General features: G+C 28.2%; 17 protein-coding genes and 1 other annotated feature. Of the genes, 12 read left to right on the forward strand and 5 right to left on the reverse strand.

The window, feature by feature from the left end; translation table 11 throughout:
• Positions 1-171: 171 nt before the first annotated feature.
• The gene (locus tag IC213_RS03460) at positions 172-2043 is read left to right on the forward strand and encodes a tetratricopeptide repeat protein (RefSeq protein WP_227434775.1); all 1872 of its coding nucleotides are present in this window, start codon (positions 172-174) and stop codon (positions 2041-2043) included.
• 93 nt (positions 2044-2136) lie between these two features.
• Here the strand turns inward: IC213_RS03460 and IC213_RS03465 are convergent, their stop codons facing one another.
• Positions 2137-3072: a magnesium transporter CorA family protein gene (locus IC213_RS03465; protein WP_227434774.1), complete on the reverse strand. Its 936-nt coding sequence runs from the start codon at positions 3070-3072 to the stop codon at positions 2137-2139.
• 518 nt (positions 3073-3590) lie between these two features.
• Here IC213_RS03465 and IC213_RS03470 point away from each other — a divergent pair.
• Complete coding sequence (locus IC213_RS03470; RefSeq protein ID WP_227850989.1) at positions 3591-4103, forward strand: flavin reductase family protein; 513 nt, start codon at positions 3591-3593, stop codon at positions 4101-4103.
• A gap of 314 nt (positions 4104-4417) precedes the next feature.
• On the opposite strand, the gene IC213_RS03475 is transcribed toward IC213_RS03470, so the two are convergent.
• The 3 genes from IC213_RS03475 to thrC all read right to left on the reverse strand — a co-directional run bounded on the left by IC213_RS03475 (position 4418) and on the right by thrC (position 7987).
• Positions 4418-5476, reverse strand: coding sequence for an NAD(P)H-dependent flavin oxidoreductase (locus IC213_RS03475; RefSeq protein ID WP_255606541.1), 1059 nt, complete (start codon positions 5474-5476; stop codon positions 4418-4420).
• A 126-nt stretch (positions 5477-5602) separates the two neighbouring features.
• Positions 5603-6496: a homoserine kinase gene (gene thrB / locus IC213_RS03480; protein ID WP_227482558.1), complete on the reverse strand. Its 894-nt coding sequence runs from the start codon at positions 6494-6496 to the stop codon at positions 5603-5605.
• Positions 6497-6505: 9 nt separating this feature from the next.
• Positions 6506-7987, reverse strand: a complete 1482-nt coding sequence (thrC, locus tag IC213_RS03485) for a threonine synthase (protein ID WP_227434771.1) — start codon at positions 7985-7987, stop codon at positions 6506-6508.
• A gap of 106 nt (positions 7988-8093) precedes the next feature.
• Positions 8094-8323, reverse strand: a binding site (T-box leader).
• An 876-nt stretch (positions 8324-9199) separates the two neighbouring features.
• On the opposite strand from thrC, the gene trxB reads away from it, so the two are divergent.
• Positions 9200-10108, forward strand: a complete 909-nt coding sequence (gene trxB / locus IC213_RS03490) for a thioredoxin-disulfide reductase (RefSeq protein ID WP_227482559.1) — start codon at positions 9200-9202, stop codon at positions 10106-10108.
• 92 nt (positions 10109-10200) lie between these two features.
• Here trxB and typA read toward each other — a convergent pair whose 3' ends face one another.
• Positions 10201-12024 (reverse strand): translational GTPase TypA, encoded by a 1824-nt coding sequence (typA, locus tag IC213_RS03495; RefSeq protein ID WP_227434769.1) that lies wholly within the window; start codon positions 12022-12024, stop codon positions 10201-10203.
• Between the two features lie 214 nt (positions 12025-12238).
• On the opposite strand from typA, the gene IC213_RS03500 reads away from it, so the two are divergent.
• The 9 genes from IC213_RS03500 (at position 12239) to IC213_RS03540 (ending at position 21483) form a co-directional block, all read left to right on the forward strand.
• Positions 12239-12481: a hypothetical protein gene (locus IC213_RS03500; RefSeq protein ID WP_227434768.1), complete on the forward strand. Its 243-nt coding sequence runs from the start codon at positions 12239-12241 to the stop codon at positions 12479-12481.
• A 117-nt stretch (positions 12482-12598) separates the two neighbouring features.
• Positions 12599-12790 (forward strand): DUF1450 domain-containing protein, encoded by a 192-nt coding sequence (locus IC213_RS03505; protein ID WP_227862745.1) that lies wholly within the window; start codon positions 12599-12601, stop codon positions 12788-12790.
• 310 nt (positions 12791-13100) lie between these two features.
• Positions 13101-15599 carry a heavy metal translocating P-type ATPase gene (locus IC213_RS03510; RefSeq protein WP_227482561.1) on the forward strand — a complete coding sequence of 833 codons (2499 nt, stop codon included), beginning with the start codon at positions 13101-13103 and terminating at the stop codon, positions 15597-15599.
• Between the two features lie 155 nt (positions 15600-15754).
• Positions 15755-16423 carry a response regulator transcription factor gene (locus IC213_RS03515; RefSeq protein WP_227434765.1) on the forward strand — a complete coding sequence of 223 codons (669 nt, stop codon included), beginning with the start codon at positions 15755-15757 and terminating at the stop codon, positions 16421-16423.
• On the forward strand, positions 16407-17684 hold the full coding sequence (locus IC213_RS03520; RefSeq protein ID WP_227434764.1) for a sensor histidine kinase: 1278 nt from the start codon (positions 16407-16409) through the stop codon (positions 17682-17684). The genes IC213_RS03515 and IC213_RS03520 overlap by 17 nt, the downstream gene beginning before the upstream one ends.
• Before the next feature lie 556 nt (positions 17685-18240).
• Entirely contained in the window at positions 18241-19164 is a 924-nt protein-coding gene (locus IC213_RS03525) for an ABC transporter ATP-binding protein (protein ID WP_227862746.1), read from the forward strand.
• Positions 19157-19966: an ABC transporter permease gene (locus IC213_RS03530; protein WP_227823999.1), complete on the forward strand. Its 810-nt coding sequence runs from the start codon at positions 19157-19159 to the stop codon at positions 19964-19966. The genes IC213_RS03525 and IC213_RS03530 overlap by 8 nt, the downstream gene beginning before the upstream one ends.
• A 5-nt stretch (positions 19967-19971) precedes the next feature.
• Positions 19972-20745, forward strand: a complete 774-nt coding sequence (locus IC213_RS03535) for an ABC transporter permease (protein WP_227862747.1) — start codon at positions 19972-19974, stop codon at positions 20743-20745.
• Positions 20746-21261: 516 nt separating this feature from the next.
• Positions 21262-21483, forward strand: a complete 222-nt coding sequence (locus IC213_RS03540) for a hypothetical protein (protein WP_227434761.1) — start codon at positions 21262-21264, stop codon at positions 21481-21483.
• Positions 21484-21754 lie beyond the last annotated feature (271 nt).

Raw genomic sequence — 21754 nt, forward strand, 5'->3', positions numbered from 1 at the left:
ATACATTATATACCAACTCAATAATAAAATCTAATGATTATAAAATTTAAAATTCAATATTACAATATAGTGACAAAAGGTAAAAATTCAATATTATAGCATTAATTATGGTTTATAATGTATAATAATGTTTGAGAGAATATATTTTATAAAATGGGTAGGTAGCGAATAATGAAAAACACAAAATTTTCTATAAGAAAAATAAAAAATATATCTAGTGACCCCAAAGTTATACATACTAAGGGAGCTCTTTTTGAAAAAATGGGAAAGACAGAAAGTGCAATAGAATTATATAAAAGTGCAGCATTAGATAATTATGTAAAATCTCAATATACTTTGGGAAATATATATGAAAATAAAAAGCAATTTAAAGAAGCAGAAAAATGGTATTCAATGGCATATAAGAATGGAAGTGAAGATGCTGCATTTGATTTGGGTAATATGTATTATAGATTAGATGGATATGAGTATGCTATATACTGGTATGAGAAAATAGCTACTATAGGATATTTACAAGCACAAAATAATTTAGGTGTATGCCATTTTAAAATGAAAGATTTTATAAGATGCGAAAAGTGGTTAAAAGAAGCAGCAGATAATAATCTAGGTAAGGCTTGTTTTAATCTAGGAGTATTGTATACATTTTTAGAAAAAGAAGATGAGGCATATGAATATTATAAAAAAGGTTCTGTACTTTTAGATGATGATGCGAAGTATAATCTAGCAATACTAAATGGAAAGAAGAAGGACAATAAATCTACAGTAAGTCTATATAAGCAATTGTATAAGTCTGGTCATATGAAAGGTTGTTTTAACTTGGGTATGATTATGGAAATCAATGATAATTTGGAAGAAGCAGAGAGATATTATAAAAAGAGCGCAGATAGAGAAGATGTAAAATCTGAGTATAGACTTGCATATGTATATGATAGAAAAGAAGAATTAGGAGACGCAATTTATTATTATGAAAAAGCAATAGAAAAAAATCACACACTTTCTAAATATAGACTTGCAAATTTATATAATAGAGAGAATGAGATAGAAAAAGCAAAGACTTATTATAAAATGGCAGCAGAAGATGATATAACAGAAGCTAAAAACAATCTAGCAGGTATATATTTTGAAGAAAAAGATTATGAAAATGCTATAAAGTACTATGAAGATGCTATAGCTGTTGGATGTAAAAGTTCTCTTGAGAATCTTGGAGACTTATATTATCAAAATCAAGATATAGAAAAAGCAGTTTCATATTATTCTAGAATTCCAAATAATGTATCGTGTCAAATAAAATTAGGGAATATATATGAAGATTTAAATAACATAGAAGAAGCTATAAGTTGGTATAAAAAAGCATCTGAAAATGGAGATACCAAATCTAGCTATAGATTGGGATGTATATATGAGAATTTAGGAAATACAAAAAATGCTAGAAAGTATTTTGAGATGGCAAGTAGTAAAAATCATATGAATGCGCGTATACATTTAGGTAGAATTTATTTTAGAGAAGGAAAACTAGAAGAATCTAAAATGATGCTTGACACACCTGCTAATGAAAATAATATATATGCTCAACACATGGTAGGACTTATTTATGATATGTTTTACAAAGATTATGTTAATTCCAAATACTGGTATGAGAAGGCTAGAGCACAAGGTTGTGTTGAATCAATATATAATTTAGGGCAAATTTATTTAAAATTAAATGATGATGCAGAAGCTGAAAAATATTATAAAGAAGGTATTAAATTTGGGAGTAAGAAGTGTGAATACATGCTTGCAGGACTTTACTACAAAAAAAGTTTAGATATGTATATTTCTCTAGCAGATGAAGAATATGATAACTGTGGAGAAATAGTAGAAGATTTCCCTAAACTAAATATAAACTTTGATGAAATATTAATTCCACCATTTAAATTACAGGAAGAAATACTTGATGAAGAAGAGTATGTTCCAATTTATATATTGAACATAAAAGAAAGTTTAGACTCAATGTTGGAAGGTCTTGAAACTGAAATGAGTATAGATGAAGAATATGATAATTAAAAAACCTGATAAAAAGAGTATTTTTAAAATAAATAAAAGCCATTGGAGTAAATGTAAATTAATTAACTCTAATGGCTTTTTCTTATTAATATTTTATAATAGCTTGTTTCTTGACATAAAAAATGTAATTATTATGCATATTATAGAAGTAATGAGCATAATTATCCAAAATCCATTTGGGTTATCAGAAAATGGCATATTGATAACATTCATACCAAAGAATCCTGATATTATTGTAGGTATTGAGAAAATTAGTGTAACTACTGTTAAAAATTGCATAACATTATTTTGATTATTACTTATAATTGCACTGAAAGCATCCATAATTCTACTCAATATATCTCCATAGATTTTAGCCATATCAAGAGCCTGTCTATTTTCGACTATAACATCTTCTAAGAGGTCTTCATCATCTGGATATTTCTTTATACCAGCAGTTCTAACCATCTTGTTTAAGACCAATTCATTGGACTTTAAAGAGGTAGAGAAGTATACCAAAGACTTTTCTAATTCCAATAGTTGTACTAGTTCTTTATTTTTCATAGATTTGTAAATTTCTCGCTCTATTATGATTGTCATTTTATTTATTTTTCTTAAGTAATGCAAGTAATAAGCTGCATTTTTATGAAGAATTTGAAGCAAGAAGCGAGTTTTTTTAAATGTAAAAAAATCTTTAATATGACCAACTATAAAGTCATTTAAAATCTTAGTTTGTGCATTACAAACTGTTATAATAGCTTCTTGAGTTATTATAATACCTAAGGGTATTGTAGTATAATGAGAAGAATTAGAGTCACTTTCGTCTACTGGTATATCTATAAGTATAAGAGTATGATTGTCTTCAACATCTATTCTTGAGCGCTCTTCTTCATCTAGTGCAGATTCTATGCTTTCTACATCTATATTTAATAAATTAGAAATTTCGTTGATTTCACTATGATTAGGTTCAACAAGATTTATCCAACAGCCATCTTCAAAAAAACTAAGTTTCTCTAATTTTGAATCTATAGTTTTGTAATATCTTATCATGGCAACACATCCTTTATTCAGTTTTATATAAATCTCATCATTTAATAGTATCTATTAATTAACTAATTTATATAACTGAATATCTGTATTAGTTTTAAAGTTAGATATTATTAAGTGATGAAATTGTAAAAAATTCTCTCCGCAACGGACTAGTATCCATTGCTCATCACTCTCCTTATTTATTATTTTATACATGCCTATATACAAAAGAAGTATTTTAAGCACTCTTTAATATAATACCTTTTCCAGGTATATAAATCAAGTTTTGATTTAGTCAAATGATATTTTTGTTATAATTTACATGTAAAACATAACAGTCATATTTAACTTAGATAAAGTATATATATACTCTGAGTGAAAATATTAAATATATTAGAAAATGAATAGGTATCTATATCCTTACTCCTTTATAATATGTTTAATAAAAAATACTTTGTTTTTCAAAGTAAATTCTAGTAATAATTTATGATGAAAATAAAAGTATTATCAATATAATAGAATGAGAGGTTATTAGAGGTATGAGTGAATTTAAAGAGATTATGTCAGAAGAAATTAAAAGTAATCCATTTAAGTTGATAGGTAAAGACTGGACATTGATAACAGCTGAAAAAGAAGGTAAAGTAAATACAATGACTGCTAGTTGGGGTGGACTTGGAGTTATGTGGGGAAAAAATGTTGCTTTTGTAGTAATAAGACCACAACGTTATACTAAAGAATTTATAGATAATACAGATTCATTTTCTCTTACTTTTTTTGATGAAGATTTTCGTGAAGAACTTTCTTATTGTGGTAAAGTATCTGGCAGAGAAGAGGATAAAATATCTAAAACAGGATTTAATGTAGAACATTTAAATGGTACACCTTATTTAAAAGAGGCAAAGTTGGCTATTATATGTAAAAAAATGCACTGCCAAAAAATTGACCCACAATGTTTTATTGATGAAGAGATAGATGGAAGATGGTATCCACAAAAAGATTATCACACTCTATATGTAGCTGAGATAACAAATGTACTTGTAAAAGAAGATTAAATAATATGCAATGATAGGGTTATATCAGTAAGCAGTATTATAGGAAGCAAAGAAAATTTAATTATGATATATAAGTGATTGAGTTTTTATACATGAAATTTTCTACAATTGATTGGAAAATAAATTAAGTAAGAGCAAGTGAAATTTTGAAATATACTATTAATAATGGTGTAAATTATATTTATATAGTATCTTAATAAAAATAAAGATGAGAATATAAATAAGCTAAGGATATAAATATGTTAATATAGATTGATTAGTAACATATTTAAACATCCTTAGCTTAATAAAAATTTAATTTGTAAATTTTCAAATTATAATTCAGAAATTAATTCATTGATAACATCTTCAACAGAACTTAACTTATCAATTTTATACGCATTATTGCCACAGAATAAAAGTGAATTTTCCACATCTCCTTTAACAGCATTAATTAATGCTTGAGAAATACAGTATGGTGTTTCTTTTGGATTGCAAGGAATCAAACAGTTGTAACATTTTTTTATCTCTGGACGATTAGTTTTAACATCTTCTATAAATTTATTTCTTATAGCACGTCCAGGAAGACCTACAGGGCTTTTAACTATGTGTACATCTTCTTCTGTAGCATTTATATACGCCATTTTAAAGTTTTCATGTGCATCACACTCATAAGTAGCAACAAATCTCGTACCAACTTGTACACCACTTGCTCCCATATCAATATATTTTTTTACATCACTACTAGAAGTTATGCCACCAGCAGCAACAACTGGAATGTTCTTGCCAAATTTTTCTCCATAATTATTTGCAACTTTTAATATCTCAACAAATTCTTTATCATAGTCTATAGAATCTATGTTATCAAGCTCCTCATTAGAGTATCCAAGATGACCACCAGCTTTTGGACCTTCAACAACTATTAAGTCAGCAGTAGTTTTCTCTTTTCTATCCCACATTTTTAAGATTACACTAGCAGCTTTTGCAGTAGAAACTATAGGTGCTATTTTTACATTACTTCCTTTTACTAAAGATGGTAGTTTATTAGGAAGTCCAGCCCCTGATATTATAAGGTCTACACCAGCTTTAACAGCTTCTTTTACATATGTTTCATATTCTTTCATAGCGACCATGAAATTAATGCCAATAATGCCACCATTTGAAATTTCTTTTGCTCTGGAAATATGTTTTTTTATAGCTCTTAAATTTGCATTTATAGTGTTAGTCTCAAAATCTTCCTCATCATAACCAATTTGAACTCCAGAAACTACACCAACACCACCAAGCTTAGCAACAGCACCAGCAAGTGATGATCTAGATATACCAACGCCCATTCCACCTTGAATTATAGGAACTTTTGCAACTAAATCTCCAATTATTAACTCTTTTATGATAATCCCTCCTCAATGTAAACATGTTTAAAGAACTAGATTATAATACTTAATATTATTACCTAGTCCTAATTATTATACTACAAATTATAATAAAAGAGTAGTTATATTTTATATGTGAGACAATAATTATAGAATATTTAAAACTGCTCCTTTAGAATCACAACACAACTCTTTTATTTCCCAATTAGATTTTAAGTTTGATAGATGATCTCTCATATTATACACGAAATTATCATCATTTTCTTTTATTAAAGCCATTATAGTAGGCCCAGCTCCACTTAAGAATACGCCAATACTATTTAATTGTTCAGATTTTTTAACAATATCACTGTAGTTTTCAATTAAAGTACCCCTATAATCTTGATGCAATTTATCTTGACAAGCTACTTTAAGAAGCTCAAAGTTTTTGTTTAACAGTGCAGACACAAGTAAAGCGACTCTACTAACATTAAACACTCCATCAGAATATGGTATTTCTTTTGGTAAAACACCTCTAGCTTTTTCAGTTGACAGTTTGAAATTAGGTATCATTGCACAAAATTTGAGTTCATTAGGGATTTCTATAATATCGTAGTGTATATTGTCATTATCAGTAACAGAAACAACCATATTACCTAAAATAGCAGGAGCAACATTATCTGGATGTCCCTCTATTTCTGAAGCTATATTTAACAACTGGCATTTATCTAAATTAGCATTTGATAGAGCATTTGCAGCTATAACGCCAGCAACTATACAAGAGGCACTACTACCAAGACCTCTACATATAGGGACATCACTTTGGATTTTTATTTTGATACCAGTAGGTATTTTAGCTGGCTTAACTCTATCAAAGAAGTATTTCATAGATGTATAAACTAAATTATTTTCATTTTTGTAGGCATCTTCGCAACCTTCTATTTCAAGACCACTTTCAATTTCTTCAACATAAAATTTATTATATATATTTAAAGCAATTCCAAGACAATCAAATCCTGGACCTATATTTGCACTTGTTGCAGGAACTATAATTTCTAACATAATAATCACCTATACCTTTAAGAATTTTTCTATAGCTATTTTTAATTCATCCTTTTCATAAATATCTTTATGTAGTATTTCTGCATTTTGAAGATTTCTAATAGGTTTTGGTATATCTACCTTAGCAATATTTGATAATCTATCTATTATGGCAAAATCATCAAGATTTCCAAAATTGGAGTCTATAGATTTTAAAACATCTTCAGAAAACTTAAATGGGCTTGCAGTACTTACAACAACAGTTTTTGTATCATCAGAAGTTTCTTTTTTGTATTTTTCATAACAATTATATGCAACAGCAGTATGAGTATCGATTAAATAATTGTAATTTTTAAAAATATTATTTATCGTGTTTTTAACTTCTTCCTCATTAGAATATTCACCATAGAATGAAGCCAGATTCTTTTTCATATCTTCATTTATTTTATAAACTCCATCTTCACTAAGATTAGATAGAAGTCTGCTTACAGTTTCAGTATTTCTATTTGATATTTCAAATAATAATCTTTCTAAATTACTTGAAATTAATATATCCATAGAAGGTGAAGAAGTCAATTTCAATGCTCTATTTTTATCATATATACCAGTTTTAAAGAAGTCATAAAGTACATTGTTGTCATTTGATGCACATATCAATTTATTTATTGGAAGTCCCATTTGTTTAGCATAATATCCAGCTAAAATATTACCAAAGTTACCAGTTGGGACTACAAAATTTATTTTGTCATTTAACTTTATTTCATCACTATCTACCAATTTCATATATGAATAAAAATAGTATGCAACTTGAGGAAGAAGTCTTCCTATGTTAATTGAATTAGCAGAAGATAAGATATAATTACTATCTAATAGTTTTTCATTAAATTCCTTATTAGAGAAAATTTTCTTTACACCAGATTGTGCATCGTCAAAATTTCCTTTTATACCAACTACATATGTATTTTTTCCAGTTTGAGTCTTCATCTGAAGTTTTTGCACTGCACTTACACCATCTTCTGGAAAGAATACAATTATTTTTATCTTGTCTATATCTTTAAAACCTTCAAGTGCTGCTTTTCCTGTATCTCCAGATGTAGCAGTAAGAATTACAACATCTTTTTCTAAATTATCTTTTTTAATAGATGTTTTAAGAAGGTGAGGCATTATAGTAAGTGCCATATCCTTAAATGCTAAAGTTGGACCATGATATAATTCTAAGAAATAAGCATCATTTACTTTATTTAATGGAGCTATACTAGTGCAATCAAATTTTTCGTCATATGCATTTGTTATACAATCTTTAATCTCAGATTCAGTAAAATCGCATAAAAATTTACTAAGTACAAAAAATGCTATTTGGGAATACGTTAAATTTACTAAATCTATAAGTTCATTTTTTACATTTGGAAATTCACTTGGAACATAAAGACCACCATCGTTTGAAATTCCTTTTATTATTGCTTGTGATGCAGTTACTTTTTCTTTGGTGCCTCTTGTACTTGAATAATACATTTCTATAATCCTCCATATATTTTAAATTTTTAATTAGCTAATTAAACTAGATACAGAATATTTTAAAAACTGAATTTAGGTAATAAAAAAAGACCCTCATCCCTAAAAAAGGGACGAGAATCTGTTTCCCGCGGTTCCACCCAAATTGATTTTAAAAAATCCACTTGATACTTTAACGTAAGTAGTAAAACGTCTATTCTTACTAAAATCATAAGATAACTTCAGATAGAAGCTCATAGGTAGTTTTCAATCTTTCTAGTTAAAGAAACTTTTCAGCTAATAGTTTCCTTCTCTGGTAACCGATTCAGATTTACTCTTCCTAATCAAAGCCTTTAAATATTCTTAATATTATTAATTATTCTAGAATATAAAACAGACAAAGTCAAGTATTAATATAAAAATTTGGAAAAAATATTTTTTGAAATATAAAAAAACTGTAATCAAATTGACTTATATACAGAATATTTTTTTAACCTTTTTAAATCTATAAAAACTTGAATTTTCATAGAAGTGAAGTGGATTTTAATAAAAATTAATTAGAAGATAAGAGTTACATATCTGTAATATTAAAATTTTATGCTACACCATATTACAAAAAAAGTTTACAAAACTTTAATTTGAAAAATGTAATTATATGGTATATCATATAAATATAGATAAATAGCGTTAATATTTAAACGATTAATTGTACTTGAATTAATAAAAGTATATAATTTTTAATTTGAAAAAAATACTATTGTAAAATTACAAATATGTTCAAATTAAATTCACAAGTATTTCACATAATAAGAGTATACTGTAAACAAAAGGAGGTATTAAATATGGGAATAGTACTTATAACAGCAGCATTAGTTTTGGTTATGTATGGACTTTCAATTCTATCATATATATCAGAAAGCAATATATTAGAAGACACTGTAAATGATAACCAATAAGGTTTTAAATTATATAAATAAGTAGAACTGTAAGTAAAAATTACTTTTTATTTACAGTTTTTTTATATATTTATTAAATAAAGTTAACATATAAATAAATAAAGTTAAAATGTAAAAAATAATACTTTATTTATAGCTATCAGTTTTTAAATTAATCCTTTCTATAAACTAACAAAAATAATGTTTTGTTTATAGTATATATGGATAATAATAGTAAAGTATAAGAATAATGAGAATAATATATAAGAAATAATAATATAAAGAGAGGTAAATTGTCATGGTAGATATTATTGTAATTGGTGCTGGACCAGCAGGTTTAACTTCAGCAATTTATGCTATGAGAGCTGGTTTAAGTGTAACAGTCTTTGAAAAAAGTATTTATGGAGGTCAAGTTGCAAGTACATCTGAGGTAGAAAATTATCCAGCAGTTCAAAAAATCTCTGGTATAGAGTTTTCTACTAACATATATAATCAAGCAGTCGATCAGGGTGTTGATATTCAGTTTGATGAGGTAGAAAGGATAAGTTTAGAAGGTAAAGTAAAAATTGTTAAAACAGCATCAGGAGAACATAAAGCAAAGGCTGTTATCCTTGCAAATGGAGTCGAAAGACGTAAATTAGGATGTGTTGGAGAAAAAGAGTTTACAGGTAGAGGAGTATCTTATTGTGCAACATGTGATGGAGCCTTTTTTAAGAATAAAGAAGTTGCAATAGTTGGTGGAGGAAATACTGCATTAGAAGATGCTTTATTTTTAGCTAATAATTGTACAAAAGTGTACTTAATTCACAGAAGAGATGATTTTAGAGGTGAAGAAGTATTAGAAAAGTCAGTAAAGGCAAGAAAAAATATTGAGATACTTTATAGTCATGGTGTAGAAAAAATAGAAGGTGAAAAGACAGTATCAAGAATAGAAGTAAAAGACTTAAAAACTGAGGAGAAAAGAACTATAGATGTAAGTGGTATTTTCATTGCTATAGGACTTAAACCTAACAATAAAATGTTTGAAAATGTACTTGAGTTAGATGAAGGTGGGTATATAGTTTCAGATGAGTCTTGCACAACATCAGTTGAAGGTGTATATGTAGCAGGAGATAATAGAACGAAGTTTTTACGTCAAATAATAACAGCAGCTTCAGATGGTGCTATCGCAGCTGTTCAAGCAGCTAATTATATAAATGTTGAATAAATATAACTCTTAAATAAAAATAGCCATATAACACTATAAAGAAAATATATCTTTAAGTATTATATGGCTATTTAGTAAATAGATATTAGAATTTATTTACCTTGTCTAGACTTATTATATCTTAATCTATCATGTTCATTTAATAATCTTTTTCTAAGTCTTATAGAATCTGGTGTGATTTCAACTAATTCATCATCTTCTATAAATTCTAATGCTTCCTCAAGAGTGAATATTCTAGGAGGTGATAATTTTATAGCATCATCTGAACCAGAAGCACGTACGTTACTCATTTTCTTGTTTTTACAAGGATTAACTACCATGTCATCTTTTCTAGAATTCATACCAATTATCATACCTTCATAAACTTCTACACCAGGGTCTACAAACATCGTAGCTCTATCACTTAAAGCATTAAGAGAATATCCCATAGTAACACCAGGCCCTTGTGCTATTAAGACACCATTTCCTCTTGAAGGTATTTCACCCTTAAATTCTTCAAATTTTTCAAATGAACGAACTAGAGTACCTTCTCCACGAGTAGCATTTATAAACTCACTTCTATATCCTAAAAGACCACGAGTAGGAGCTAAGAATTCTATTTTTACATAGTCTCCTTCTATTGACATAGACTCCATCATACCTTTTCTCATGTTCAATTCATTTATAATAGTACCTGAATAAACTTCTGGACAGTTTACAATAACTCTTTCTACTGGTTCCATTAATTTTCCATCTTCTTTATGCATTAAAACTTCAGGCTTAGAAACACCAACTTCATAACCTTCACGTCTCATATTTTCAAGAAGTATAGATAAATGAAGTTCTCCACGTCCAGAAACTTTATATCCATCAGTAGTATCAAGAGGTTCAACTTTAAGTCCTACATTTACTTCAAGTTCTTTTTCAAGTCTGTCTTTTAAATGTCTAGTTGTAACGAATTTACCACTTTTTCCAACAAATGGAGAATCATTTACTAAGAAGTTCATAGAAAGAGTAGGCTCTTCTATTTTTATCATTTCCATAGGAAGTGGATTATCTAAATCACATAGAGTTTCTCCTATAGATATATCAGGAATACCAGATATAACAACTATTTCTCCACTAGTAGCTTCATTCACTTCAACTTGTTTTAAACCTTCATATACAGAAAGTCTTGATACTTTTCCTCTAGATACAACAGAACCTTCTCTACAAATAGCAACTTGTTCATTGCTTTTAAGTGTTCCTTTATAGATTCTACCTATACCAAGTCTACCTACATAATCATCATATGCAAGAGCTGATATTTGGAATTGTAGAGATTCATTGTCGTAATCAGGATAAGCTTCAACATGATTTACAATAGTTTTAAATAGTGGAGATAGGTCTTCACTGTCATCATCCATTTCAAGTTTAGCTATACCTTGTTTAGCTATTCCATATATTATAGGGAACTCACATTGTTCGTCTGTTGCATTTAAGTCTACAAATAAATCGAAAACTTCATTAACTACTTCTTCCGCTCTTTGGTCTTTTTTATCAATTTTATTGATAAATAGTATTGGTTTTAAACCGAACTCTAAAGATTTTTGTAAAACAAATCTAGTTTGAGGCATTGGGCCTTCGCTTGCATCAACTAGTAAAATAACTGTGTCAACAGTTTTCATAACACGTTCAACTTCAGAAGAAAAGTCGCTATGTCCTGGTGTATCAACTATATTTATTTTATAGTCTTGATAGTTTATTGCACAGTTTTTTGAATATATAGTTATGCCTCTTTCTTTCTCAAGGTCGTTACTGTCCATAACGCAGTCTTTAACTACTTCATTTTCTCTAAAAACACCACTTTGAGAAAGGAAAGCATCAACTAGTGTTGATTTTCCTGCATCAACGTGGGCAATAACTGCGATATTTATAATTTTATGTTTTTGTGACATTTTTGTTGCTCCCTTCGATTAAAATAACTTATTAATTATATCACAATATATTATTAGGTACAAGGAAAAATAGATTAAAATGCATTAATATAATTTAAATTAGGTAAAAATGTTGATTTCAAATATATAAATTTATTTTGTTTAAAAAAAATTTTTAGACAAATAATAAATTTATAAATGAACATACTAATTTAAAAGTAGAGGATGATATATATTGGAAGTAACTAAAATAATCATTAAATATTTTACAAGTGAAAGTGATACTTTCATAAAAGAGGAAGTAGATAATTTTGAAGAACTTTTAAGATGTTCTAAAAAGTTTATTGAGGGTAAAAAAATAGAAGAAGATGTTTTATATATAAAATCTAAAGAAAACTACAAAGTAAATGTAGTTAAGTTTATAGAAGTTAAAGAGTTGGAGATAGTAAGAAAACAGCAAATACCCCCATACATGTAATAATAAAATTACTATAAAATGGAATGCATGGAAATAATTTATTGTAAAAAAAAAATTACAAAGCTTATATTTGGGTATAACTGTATTAATTAGACATTAATTAGGAGGAACTTAAATATGATAAGAGTATGCCCAAACTGTTCAAATGTGGATGTAAATAAGCTAAAAACTTTAGTTGGAGAAGAAAATGTGAAGACTGGTTGTATAGGTCAATGTAGAGCATTTAAAAAAGAAGCTGTAGGAATAATAGATAATGAGCTTGAAATAAGAGAAACAGAGGAAGAATTTTTTGAAGTATGTAAGAAATAAACTATACATGTAAGAAAAAACTACAGTAGAAAATAAATTATATAAAAGAGAGCATATAAATTGAGTAAGTATTTAGCAATTTATTTGCTCTCTTTTTATGTACATATTTAATTATGAGTATACTTTTTTATTAAATACAAATAAATATAACTAAATTAAATTTATTTATTAAAAAAATATTGATTAAATATACCTATAGGGGGTATAATAAATACTATAGATTTCCAAATAAAGAATTTATCAATATTACATATCAAAATAAAATATACAAATTAATTGAAAATATATTGAAAGAGAGGAAGAGTTTATTATGAGTTCAAATAAAATAGTAGAAAATTATAAAATAACAGGTATGACATGTGCAGCTTGTGCAAAGGCAGTAGAAAGAGTAACTAAGAAATTAGATGGAGTATATGACCAAAGCGTAAACATAGCTACTGAAAAACTTAAGATAGAATATGACAATTCTAAAGTTAGCTTTGATGACATAAAGCAGGTTGTAGAAAAAGCTGGATATGGAATTATAAAGGAAGAAAGTAATAAAAAAATTGATATGAAAATTGATGGAATGACATGTGCAGCCTGTGCAAAAGCTGTAGAGAGAGTAGTAAAAAAATTGGATGGAGTAGAAAGTATTAGTGTAAATATTGCAACTGATAAAGCTAATATAGACTATAATCCATCAAAAGTAAAATTATCTCAGATAAAAGCAGCTATAGAAAAAGCTGGTTATAAACCAATAGAAGAAGTAAAAAATAAAGTTGATGTAGATGAAGATAAATTAAGAAAAGAAAAAGAAATGAATACTTTATTTATTAAATTCATAGTTGCAATAGTATTTGCAGTACCTTTGTTTTATATAGCAATGGGTCCTATGATAATAAAACCTATAGGACCATGGCCTTTACCAGAAATTCTAAATCCTATGACAAATACTTTAAATTATGCATTAGTTCAATTGATTTTAGTAATCCCAGTTATGATAGCTGGATATAAATTTTATATAAATGGGTTTAAAGCACTTTTTTCTTTAAGTCCTAATATGGATTCTTTGGTTGCAATTGGTACCTTGGCAGCATTTTTATATAGTCTATATACAACAGTACAAATAGCAAATGGACAAATTCAGGGTATGCACCATCATCAGTTGTATTATGAAAGTGCAGGAATAATAATAGCACTTATATTACTTGGTAAATATTTAGAATCAAAATCAAAAGGAAAAACATCAGAAGCAATTAAAAAACTTATGGGGCTACAACCTAAAACTGCAATAGTAATAGTTGATGGTAAAGAAATAGAGACTCCTATAGAAGAAGTTGGAATAGGAGATATAATACTAGTAAAACCAGGGACTAAAATACCAGTAGATGGAGTTGTAATAGAGGGATATACATCAGTTGATGAATCTATGCTTACAGGTGAAAGTATACCAGTAGAAAAAAATATTGGAAGTAAAGTTACAGGAGCTAGTATAAATAAAAATGGTGTTATTAAATTTAAAGCTGAGAAAATTGGTGGAGATACAGCTCTTGCTCAAATAATAAAATTAGTTGAAGATGCACAGGGTACAAAAGCACCCATTGCTAAACTTGCTGATACTGTTTCTGGATATTTTGTACCAATAGTAATTGCAATAGCTATAGTATCATCATTATTGTGGTTTTTAGTGGGTGGAAAAGATATAGTATTTGTACTTACTATATTCATATCAATACTTGTAATTGCTTGCCCTTGTGCATTAGGATTGGCTACACCAACTGCTATAATGGTTGGAACTGGAAAAGGTGCAGAAAATGGAATACTGATAAAAGGTGGGGAAGCACTAGAATCTGCTCACAAAGTAAATACAGTAATATTTGATAAAACAGGTACAATAACAGAAGGAAAACCAAAAGTAACAGATATTGTATTAAATAATGTGAAAGAAGAATACCTAATTAAGATTGCTTCAAGTGCAGAGAAAGGTTCAGAACATCCTCTAGGAGAAGCAATAGTTAGATATGGAGAAGAGAAAAATATACAGATTGAAAAAGTTGATAACTTTAAAGCTATACCAGGTGCTGGTATACAAGTTGCTATAAATAATGAAAATATATTACTTGGAAATAGAAAGCTTATGAACGACAATAATATTAACCTTAAAGATTTAGAGGAAAAATCTAATATACTAGCAAGTCAAGGTAAGACACCTATGTATATTGCTGTAGATGGAAATTTATCAGGAATAATTGCAGTTGCAGATGTGGTTAAAGAAAGTAGTAAAAAAGCAATAGATATTCTTCATGATATGGGAATAAAAGTTGCAATGGTAACTGGAGATAATGTTAAGACTGCAAATGCTATAGCAAGTCAAGTAGGTATAGATATGGTATTAGCAGAGGTTTTACCAGAAGATAAATCAAAAGAAGTTGAAAAATTACAAAATCAAGGTAAGTTTGTTGCAATGGTAGGAGATGGAATAAATGATGCACCAGCTCTTGCAAAAGCTGATATAGGAATAGCAATAGGAAGTGGAACAGATGTAGCAATTGAGTCTGCAGATATAGTGCTTATGAAGAGTGATTTAATGGATGTTCCAACTGCGATTAAACTTAGTAATGAAACTATAAAAAACATAAAGCAAAACTTATTTTGGGCATTTGGATATAATACAATTGGTATACCTGTAGCAGCAGGATTATTGTATATATTTGGAGGACCTCTTTTAAATCCAATGATTGCAGCAGCAGCCATGAGTTTAAGTTCAGTTTCGGTAGTTTCAAATGCGCTTAGACTTAAAAATTTCAAAGCATATAAAAAAAATTAGAATAATAAATTAAGTAAAAATGTATTTAAAAGAGCTATCTTTAATTAAAAGGATTAATTTACAAATTAAGATAGTTCTTTTTTCATGTAAAATTCACAACAATGAGATAAAATATAAGTAATATAAGAAATTTTAAAATAGAAAGGATTGATAGGATGAACTCGTCAATACTTGTAATCGAAGACGATTCAAACATACAAGAATTAATATCAGAGTTTTTAAGTGCAGAAGGCTATCAGGTTGAGTCAGCAAATGATGGATTAGAAGGTATACAAAAATTTAAGCAAGGAAGTTATGACTTGGTAATATTAGATATAATGATGCCAAACTTAGATGGTTATGGAGTTTGTAAAATGATAAGAAAATCATCAAGTGTTCCAATTATATTTTTGACTGCTTTAAACGATGAAGGAGATCAACTTAAGGGATTTGACTTAGAATGCGATGATTATATAACAAAACCATTTTCATTTAATCTTCTCATTAAAAGAGTAGAAGCTATCTTGAGAAGAAGCAACAAAACGATAAATGATAAGTTTATAGTTTTTGAAAAATTAAAGTTAGATTTAAACACATATATTGCTGAAATAGATGGAGAGCCTATAGAACTTACATTAAAAGAATTTAATATATTGAAAGCTTTGATAGAAAAATATCCACAGGTTATAACTAGGGAAGGTCTTTTAGATAGTATATGGGGTTATGATTATTATGGAGATACTAGAATTGTTGATGCACATATAAAAAATATAAGAAAAAAAATATCATTACCATATATTAAAACTGTAAAAGGAATAGGATATACACTTGAGAAGGATATTTGATAAGTGGGAAAAATTAAGTATAAAGTATAAATTATTTTCCATAACAACATCATTATTAATAGCATTAGCTTTAATAATATACCTAATTTTATATTTTTTATTGCCATCATATTATCATGAGTATAAAATTGAGTCTCTTCAAGAAAGCTTAAAATCTCTAGTAGATAGTTCAATTCACTTTGATACATATACTTTAGAAGAAAGACTCTATTATATGGCTAAAGACCAAAACCTTGCTATTTTACTAAAAGACAACCAAGGAAAAATTGTATATGGTAAAAATGAAGTAGTTATTTTAAGATATAGTAAGTATATGATTAATAGTATTGAAGATGAGTATAGAACATCTATACCTATATATACAAAAGACTCAAAAGACGGGCCATATAGTTTAGAACTTGTTATGCCATTACAGCCAATTGACGAAGCAAATGAAGTCATAAGAAAGTTAATGCCATACATTATATCAATAGCGATATTAATAGCAATTATTGGAGCATATATATATTCAATCGTAATAACAAAGCCTCTTATAAATATAATAGAGAGTGAAAGAGAACAGGAATATAGAAGAAAGGATTTTGTTGCAACGATATCACATGAATTAAAAACTCCAATAACCATAATAAGTGGTCAAATTGAAGGAATGATTTATAGTGTAGGTAAGTATAAAGATAGGGATACTTACTTGAAAAAATCATATGAATGTACACAAGAGCTAAAAGATTTAGTAAATGAGATGATAGAGGTTTCAAAATCAGAAATACTAGAAAAAGATTTAAAATTAGTATCAATAAATATAAGTGAACTTTTAAATAGACTGGTAAAAAGACAAGTATTTTTAATAGAAGAAAAACATATGAAAACTATTCTAAAAATAGAAGAAAACCTAGAAATTAAGGCAGACCAAGAGAGAATAACTAAAGCAATTAATAATATAATAAATAATGCTATAAAATATTCTCCTGAAGGCTCAGACCTTATAATTAGACTTTATGATAAAAACAATCGAATAAACAAAAAAACTTCTAATCAAAGAGTTATTTTAGAAATTGAAAATACTGGTGTAACTATAGAGAAACGTTACTTAGAAGAGATATTTAATCCATTTTATAGAATAGAAAAATCTCGTTCAAGAAAAACTGGAGGAAGTGGTCTTGGTCTTTATATAGTCAGTCAAATTTTTAAAACTCATGGGTTTGAATACAGTATAAAAAATAAGGAAAACTCTGTAGTATTTACGGTTGAATTTAAAAATTAGCTTTAAAACATATATAGAGTATCTTTTCATAAGTTGGAAAATGTCAGCATAGCCTGTATTTACGAGTTTTGATAAGGATGGTAGTAGAAAATTAGCAAAATCAAGGCTTTGCAGACAGCAGGCAGACAGTGTGATTATATAAAACTGAATATTATGATAGAAAAAGGACGCATTTTTTGAAATCTGCGTCCTTTTTCTATTGGATTTTGCTTATCCTTGAAAAGTCAGCAGGCAGTAAAGAACGTCATTGAATGGGCCTTCATTAATGGCGTTTGACTGAATGGGTTTTAGAGCCGTGTTACAGTCATTTTTAGATACCGAAGATACAAGGCATTTTACTTAGAGGATGGGCAAAATCTAGCGCTGGATAAGGTAGATTTTGGTTATCTCATTGAGCATTTATACAGGCAGACTGGAACTGAATATGAGTTATTCCCTGCTGAATAAGAAATTTGAGAGGGATTTTTTGGATAAATTGCAAGGTTAATGCAAGGTTCTAGCAAGATTAATGTAAGATTAGAGTGTTATAATGGGAATCAGAATAGGGGGAATGTATATGAACAAATACATAATTGAAACGAAAAATCTTACAAAACAGTATGGTTCGCAAAAAAGTGTTGCTGACCTGAACATCCATGTACAGAAAGGGAGAATTTACGGTCTGCTTGGTAGAAACGGAGCAGGAAAAACTACCACAATGAAAATGTTGCTTGGATTAACACAGCCTACTTCTGGTGAAGTGAAGATTTTTGGAAAATGCTTAAAAGACAATGAAAAAAAATTGCTGCCACACATAGGAAGTCTGATTGAATCGCCTGGTTTTTATCCGAACCTGACTGCTACGGAAAATCTGTGTATTTTTGCTACTTTACGTGGAATTCAAAACCGGAACGCTATCAAAAATGCTTTGGATTTAGTAGGTCTTCCCTATAAAGACAAAAAGCTGTTTTCTCAATATTCTCTGGGAATGAAACAAAGACTAGCGATTGCCCTTGCTATTATGCACGAGCCAGAATTATTGATTTTGGATGAACCAATTAACGGTCTTGACCCTATTGGAATTGCAGAAATACGCTCATTTATCCATGACCTATGTAAAAAAAGAGGAAAGACCATTTTAATCTCCAGTCACATTTTATCAGAGATAGCTCTGCTGGCTGATGATATAGGAATTATCGACCACGGAGTATTATTGGAAGAAGAAAGTCTATCTGAACTGGAACAGAAAAGCAACAAACATATTCATTTTACGATTTCTGATACAGCACAGGCAGGAAGAGTTTTGGAACACATATTCCATGAGCAGCACTTTACAATTCAAGATGACCACAATTTAAGACTGCATAATCTTGATTTATCTGTTGGAAAAATTGTAACTTCGTTTGTAGAGAATGGATTAGAGGTTTTTGAAGCACATACTTGCGAAGAGACCCTTGAAGACTACTTCAAACGAGTAACCAGAGGTGAGGTAATTGCTTAAACTTATAAAATGTGAATTTTGGAAGTTAAAACGCAAAAAGTTATTATACGCACTTTTGTCATTATCATTATTCTTTCCCTTAATTTTAACATATATGGCAAAATCCAGAACAAACACAGATATGACAGAACATTATCTTCAAACAAGATTTGATTATGTCTATACAATGATGTTAGGTTATGGATTGGTTTTTTTACTGCCTTGTTTAATTGGTATTATTGCAGCTATTCTTTTCTTTATAGAAAGAGACTGTAATACTTCAAAAAATATCAGGACAATACCTATTGCAAATACGCAACTTATCATGGCAAAAATCTATATGTTATTTATTTTTGGAATTGCTTTTTGCCTAATAAATACCTTATCAGTTGCATTGTTTTCCAGTTTGTTTCATGCAGGAATGGTTTATGGTATGTCCTATAAGTTAATGATGAGTTTAGTTTTTGCTGTGCTTATTGTAGCGGCTTCTTTACCGATTGTTTTTCTGATTATTTATTTTAACAAAACATTTTTATTGTCCATCTTGCTTGCATTTTTCTATTCTATTTTCAACTGGGGAATATTGGGGACTGTGGGAACCTCCATAAGTGCTTCTAAAATCACTTTTTTAAATTTCTTTCCAGTTATATGTGTTATGAACTGGGCGAGCGGTTCCATGATGAATAATCTGCAAAAAGATAATCTTTTACCAGAAGCATACGATATTGTACCAACCACCAGCCATACAGTTTTACTCATGGTGATTACTGTTACTATCTTCTTATGGCTGATAGTTCGATTCTACAAAAAATGGACGAGGTAATATATATGGAAAATATAGTAAAAGTTGAATTTTTGAAATTAAAACGATATTCTGTAATAAAGGCTGGAATTATTATGACAACACTTTCTCCACTACTGTCATTATTTTATTCAACAGCTAGTGGTGAACAATCATGGACATTTGAATATTTCATGCAACAGGTTATGACTAGTAATTGTACCCTTTTCTTCCCGATTATTATTACATTGATTGCTGGATATATCATAACACGGGAATATACAGACGATACCATAAAAAACCTATTAACAATTCCTATTCCTTACAAACAACTACTTTCCAGCAAATTACTTGTGTTACTACTCTTAACAATTTATTTCAGTTTTATAGGATGTGTTATAGCGTTAGTAATCAATATAATTGCTGGATTTCCAGGAGTAGGTTTTGGCAATATCATTAATATGTTTATTCATATTATCGGAGCAAACATTTTTGTATACATTGCTGTTTTACCCATTATCTTACTTTTCTGTTGTTCAGTAAATAACTTTTTGGGTGGTGTTGCACTTGCTTTTGTGTATGGATATTTTGGAACTTTTGAAGGAACATTATTAAATTATTATCCAATTAAAGCAAGTATGATTTTAATGGATTCTAATTGTAGTGCAGAGTATGGATATACTTATCGTATTTTTCCTGCTTTAATTGTACTGCTGTTCATTTTATTGATTTCTGGAATTATCCTTGCTGGCAAAAAGAAAGAAACTAGTGTATTAACGATTACTAAAAAGAAAAAAACAGCAAGAAAAAAGGGATGGTAATAATTTAAAAATAAGCCAACAGAAGATTATTCTTCTATCAATTTATATTGGATAATTTTGTAAATTAAATACTGATGTGCAATACAATATCTTTACATATATAATATTTTCTACATTAAAAAGTAGAAGTTTCAATAATAGTTCATTGTAAAATCATAAAAAATTCATACTAAAAATGTATTATGTAAATAGAAATAAAAAATTTTAAACCATAAAATAACACCAAGCTATAATGATGATATAACCTAATATCCTCCAATTAAATCATCATTATAGTAATTCCCAACAATTAAATGCAATGAATTTAAAAAATAACATCGAGCATAGAGTATATATGCTTGATGTTATTTTTATTTTAAAACGAAAAATAGGTAATCTTTATTAAAAGTTATATATTCAGATAGTCTTAAATTACATTTAATAACTTAAAAATTATACTTGATAGAGCAAATAAATATATACATTTTGGGAAAAATAACTGTAGGAAGTATTATATTTACAGAGGAGGTAGTTTTGATGGATAGACTTAAAAGAGATATGAAAAACATGAAAGAAGATTTAAAAGAAGGTGCTAAAAAGACAGCTTATGTAATGAAAAATACTGCTGAAGACTTAAAAGATGACGCTCAAGGTGCTATGGTAAACCTAGAAATGAAGAAAGATGAAATGATGGAAAGATATGAGCAAAAGAAATTTGCAAAAGATTTAGAAAAGCAAATGAAAGATGAAATGAAATAAAGTTTTGTCTATAGATTTAGGTACTATTATCAATAATAGTTCTTAGATAAGAAATACTATAAAAGGTTTTACAGAAGAAATAGGCTTTCTAAAAATAACTGTATTATATTTAGAAAGTCTATTTCAAGTATGTTATATTTAAATCATATCAATTTTAAAATTTTAAATATTAAATTTGATTATTGCTGTAATCATATAGAATTAAGGCTTTTAAGGATATTTACAAAATAATGGTTTATCTTTTTAATCTATTTGAAAAATATATCATTAA

Origin of the sequence: Clostridioides sp. ES-S-0049-02 (assembly GCF_020658465.1) — a bacterium.
GTDB lineage: Bacteria > Bacillota > Clostridia > Peptostreptococcales > Peptostreptococcaceae > Clostridioides.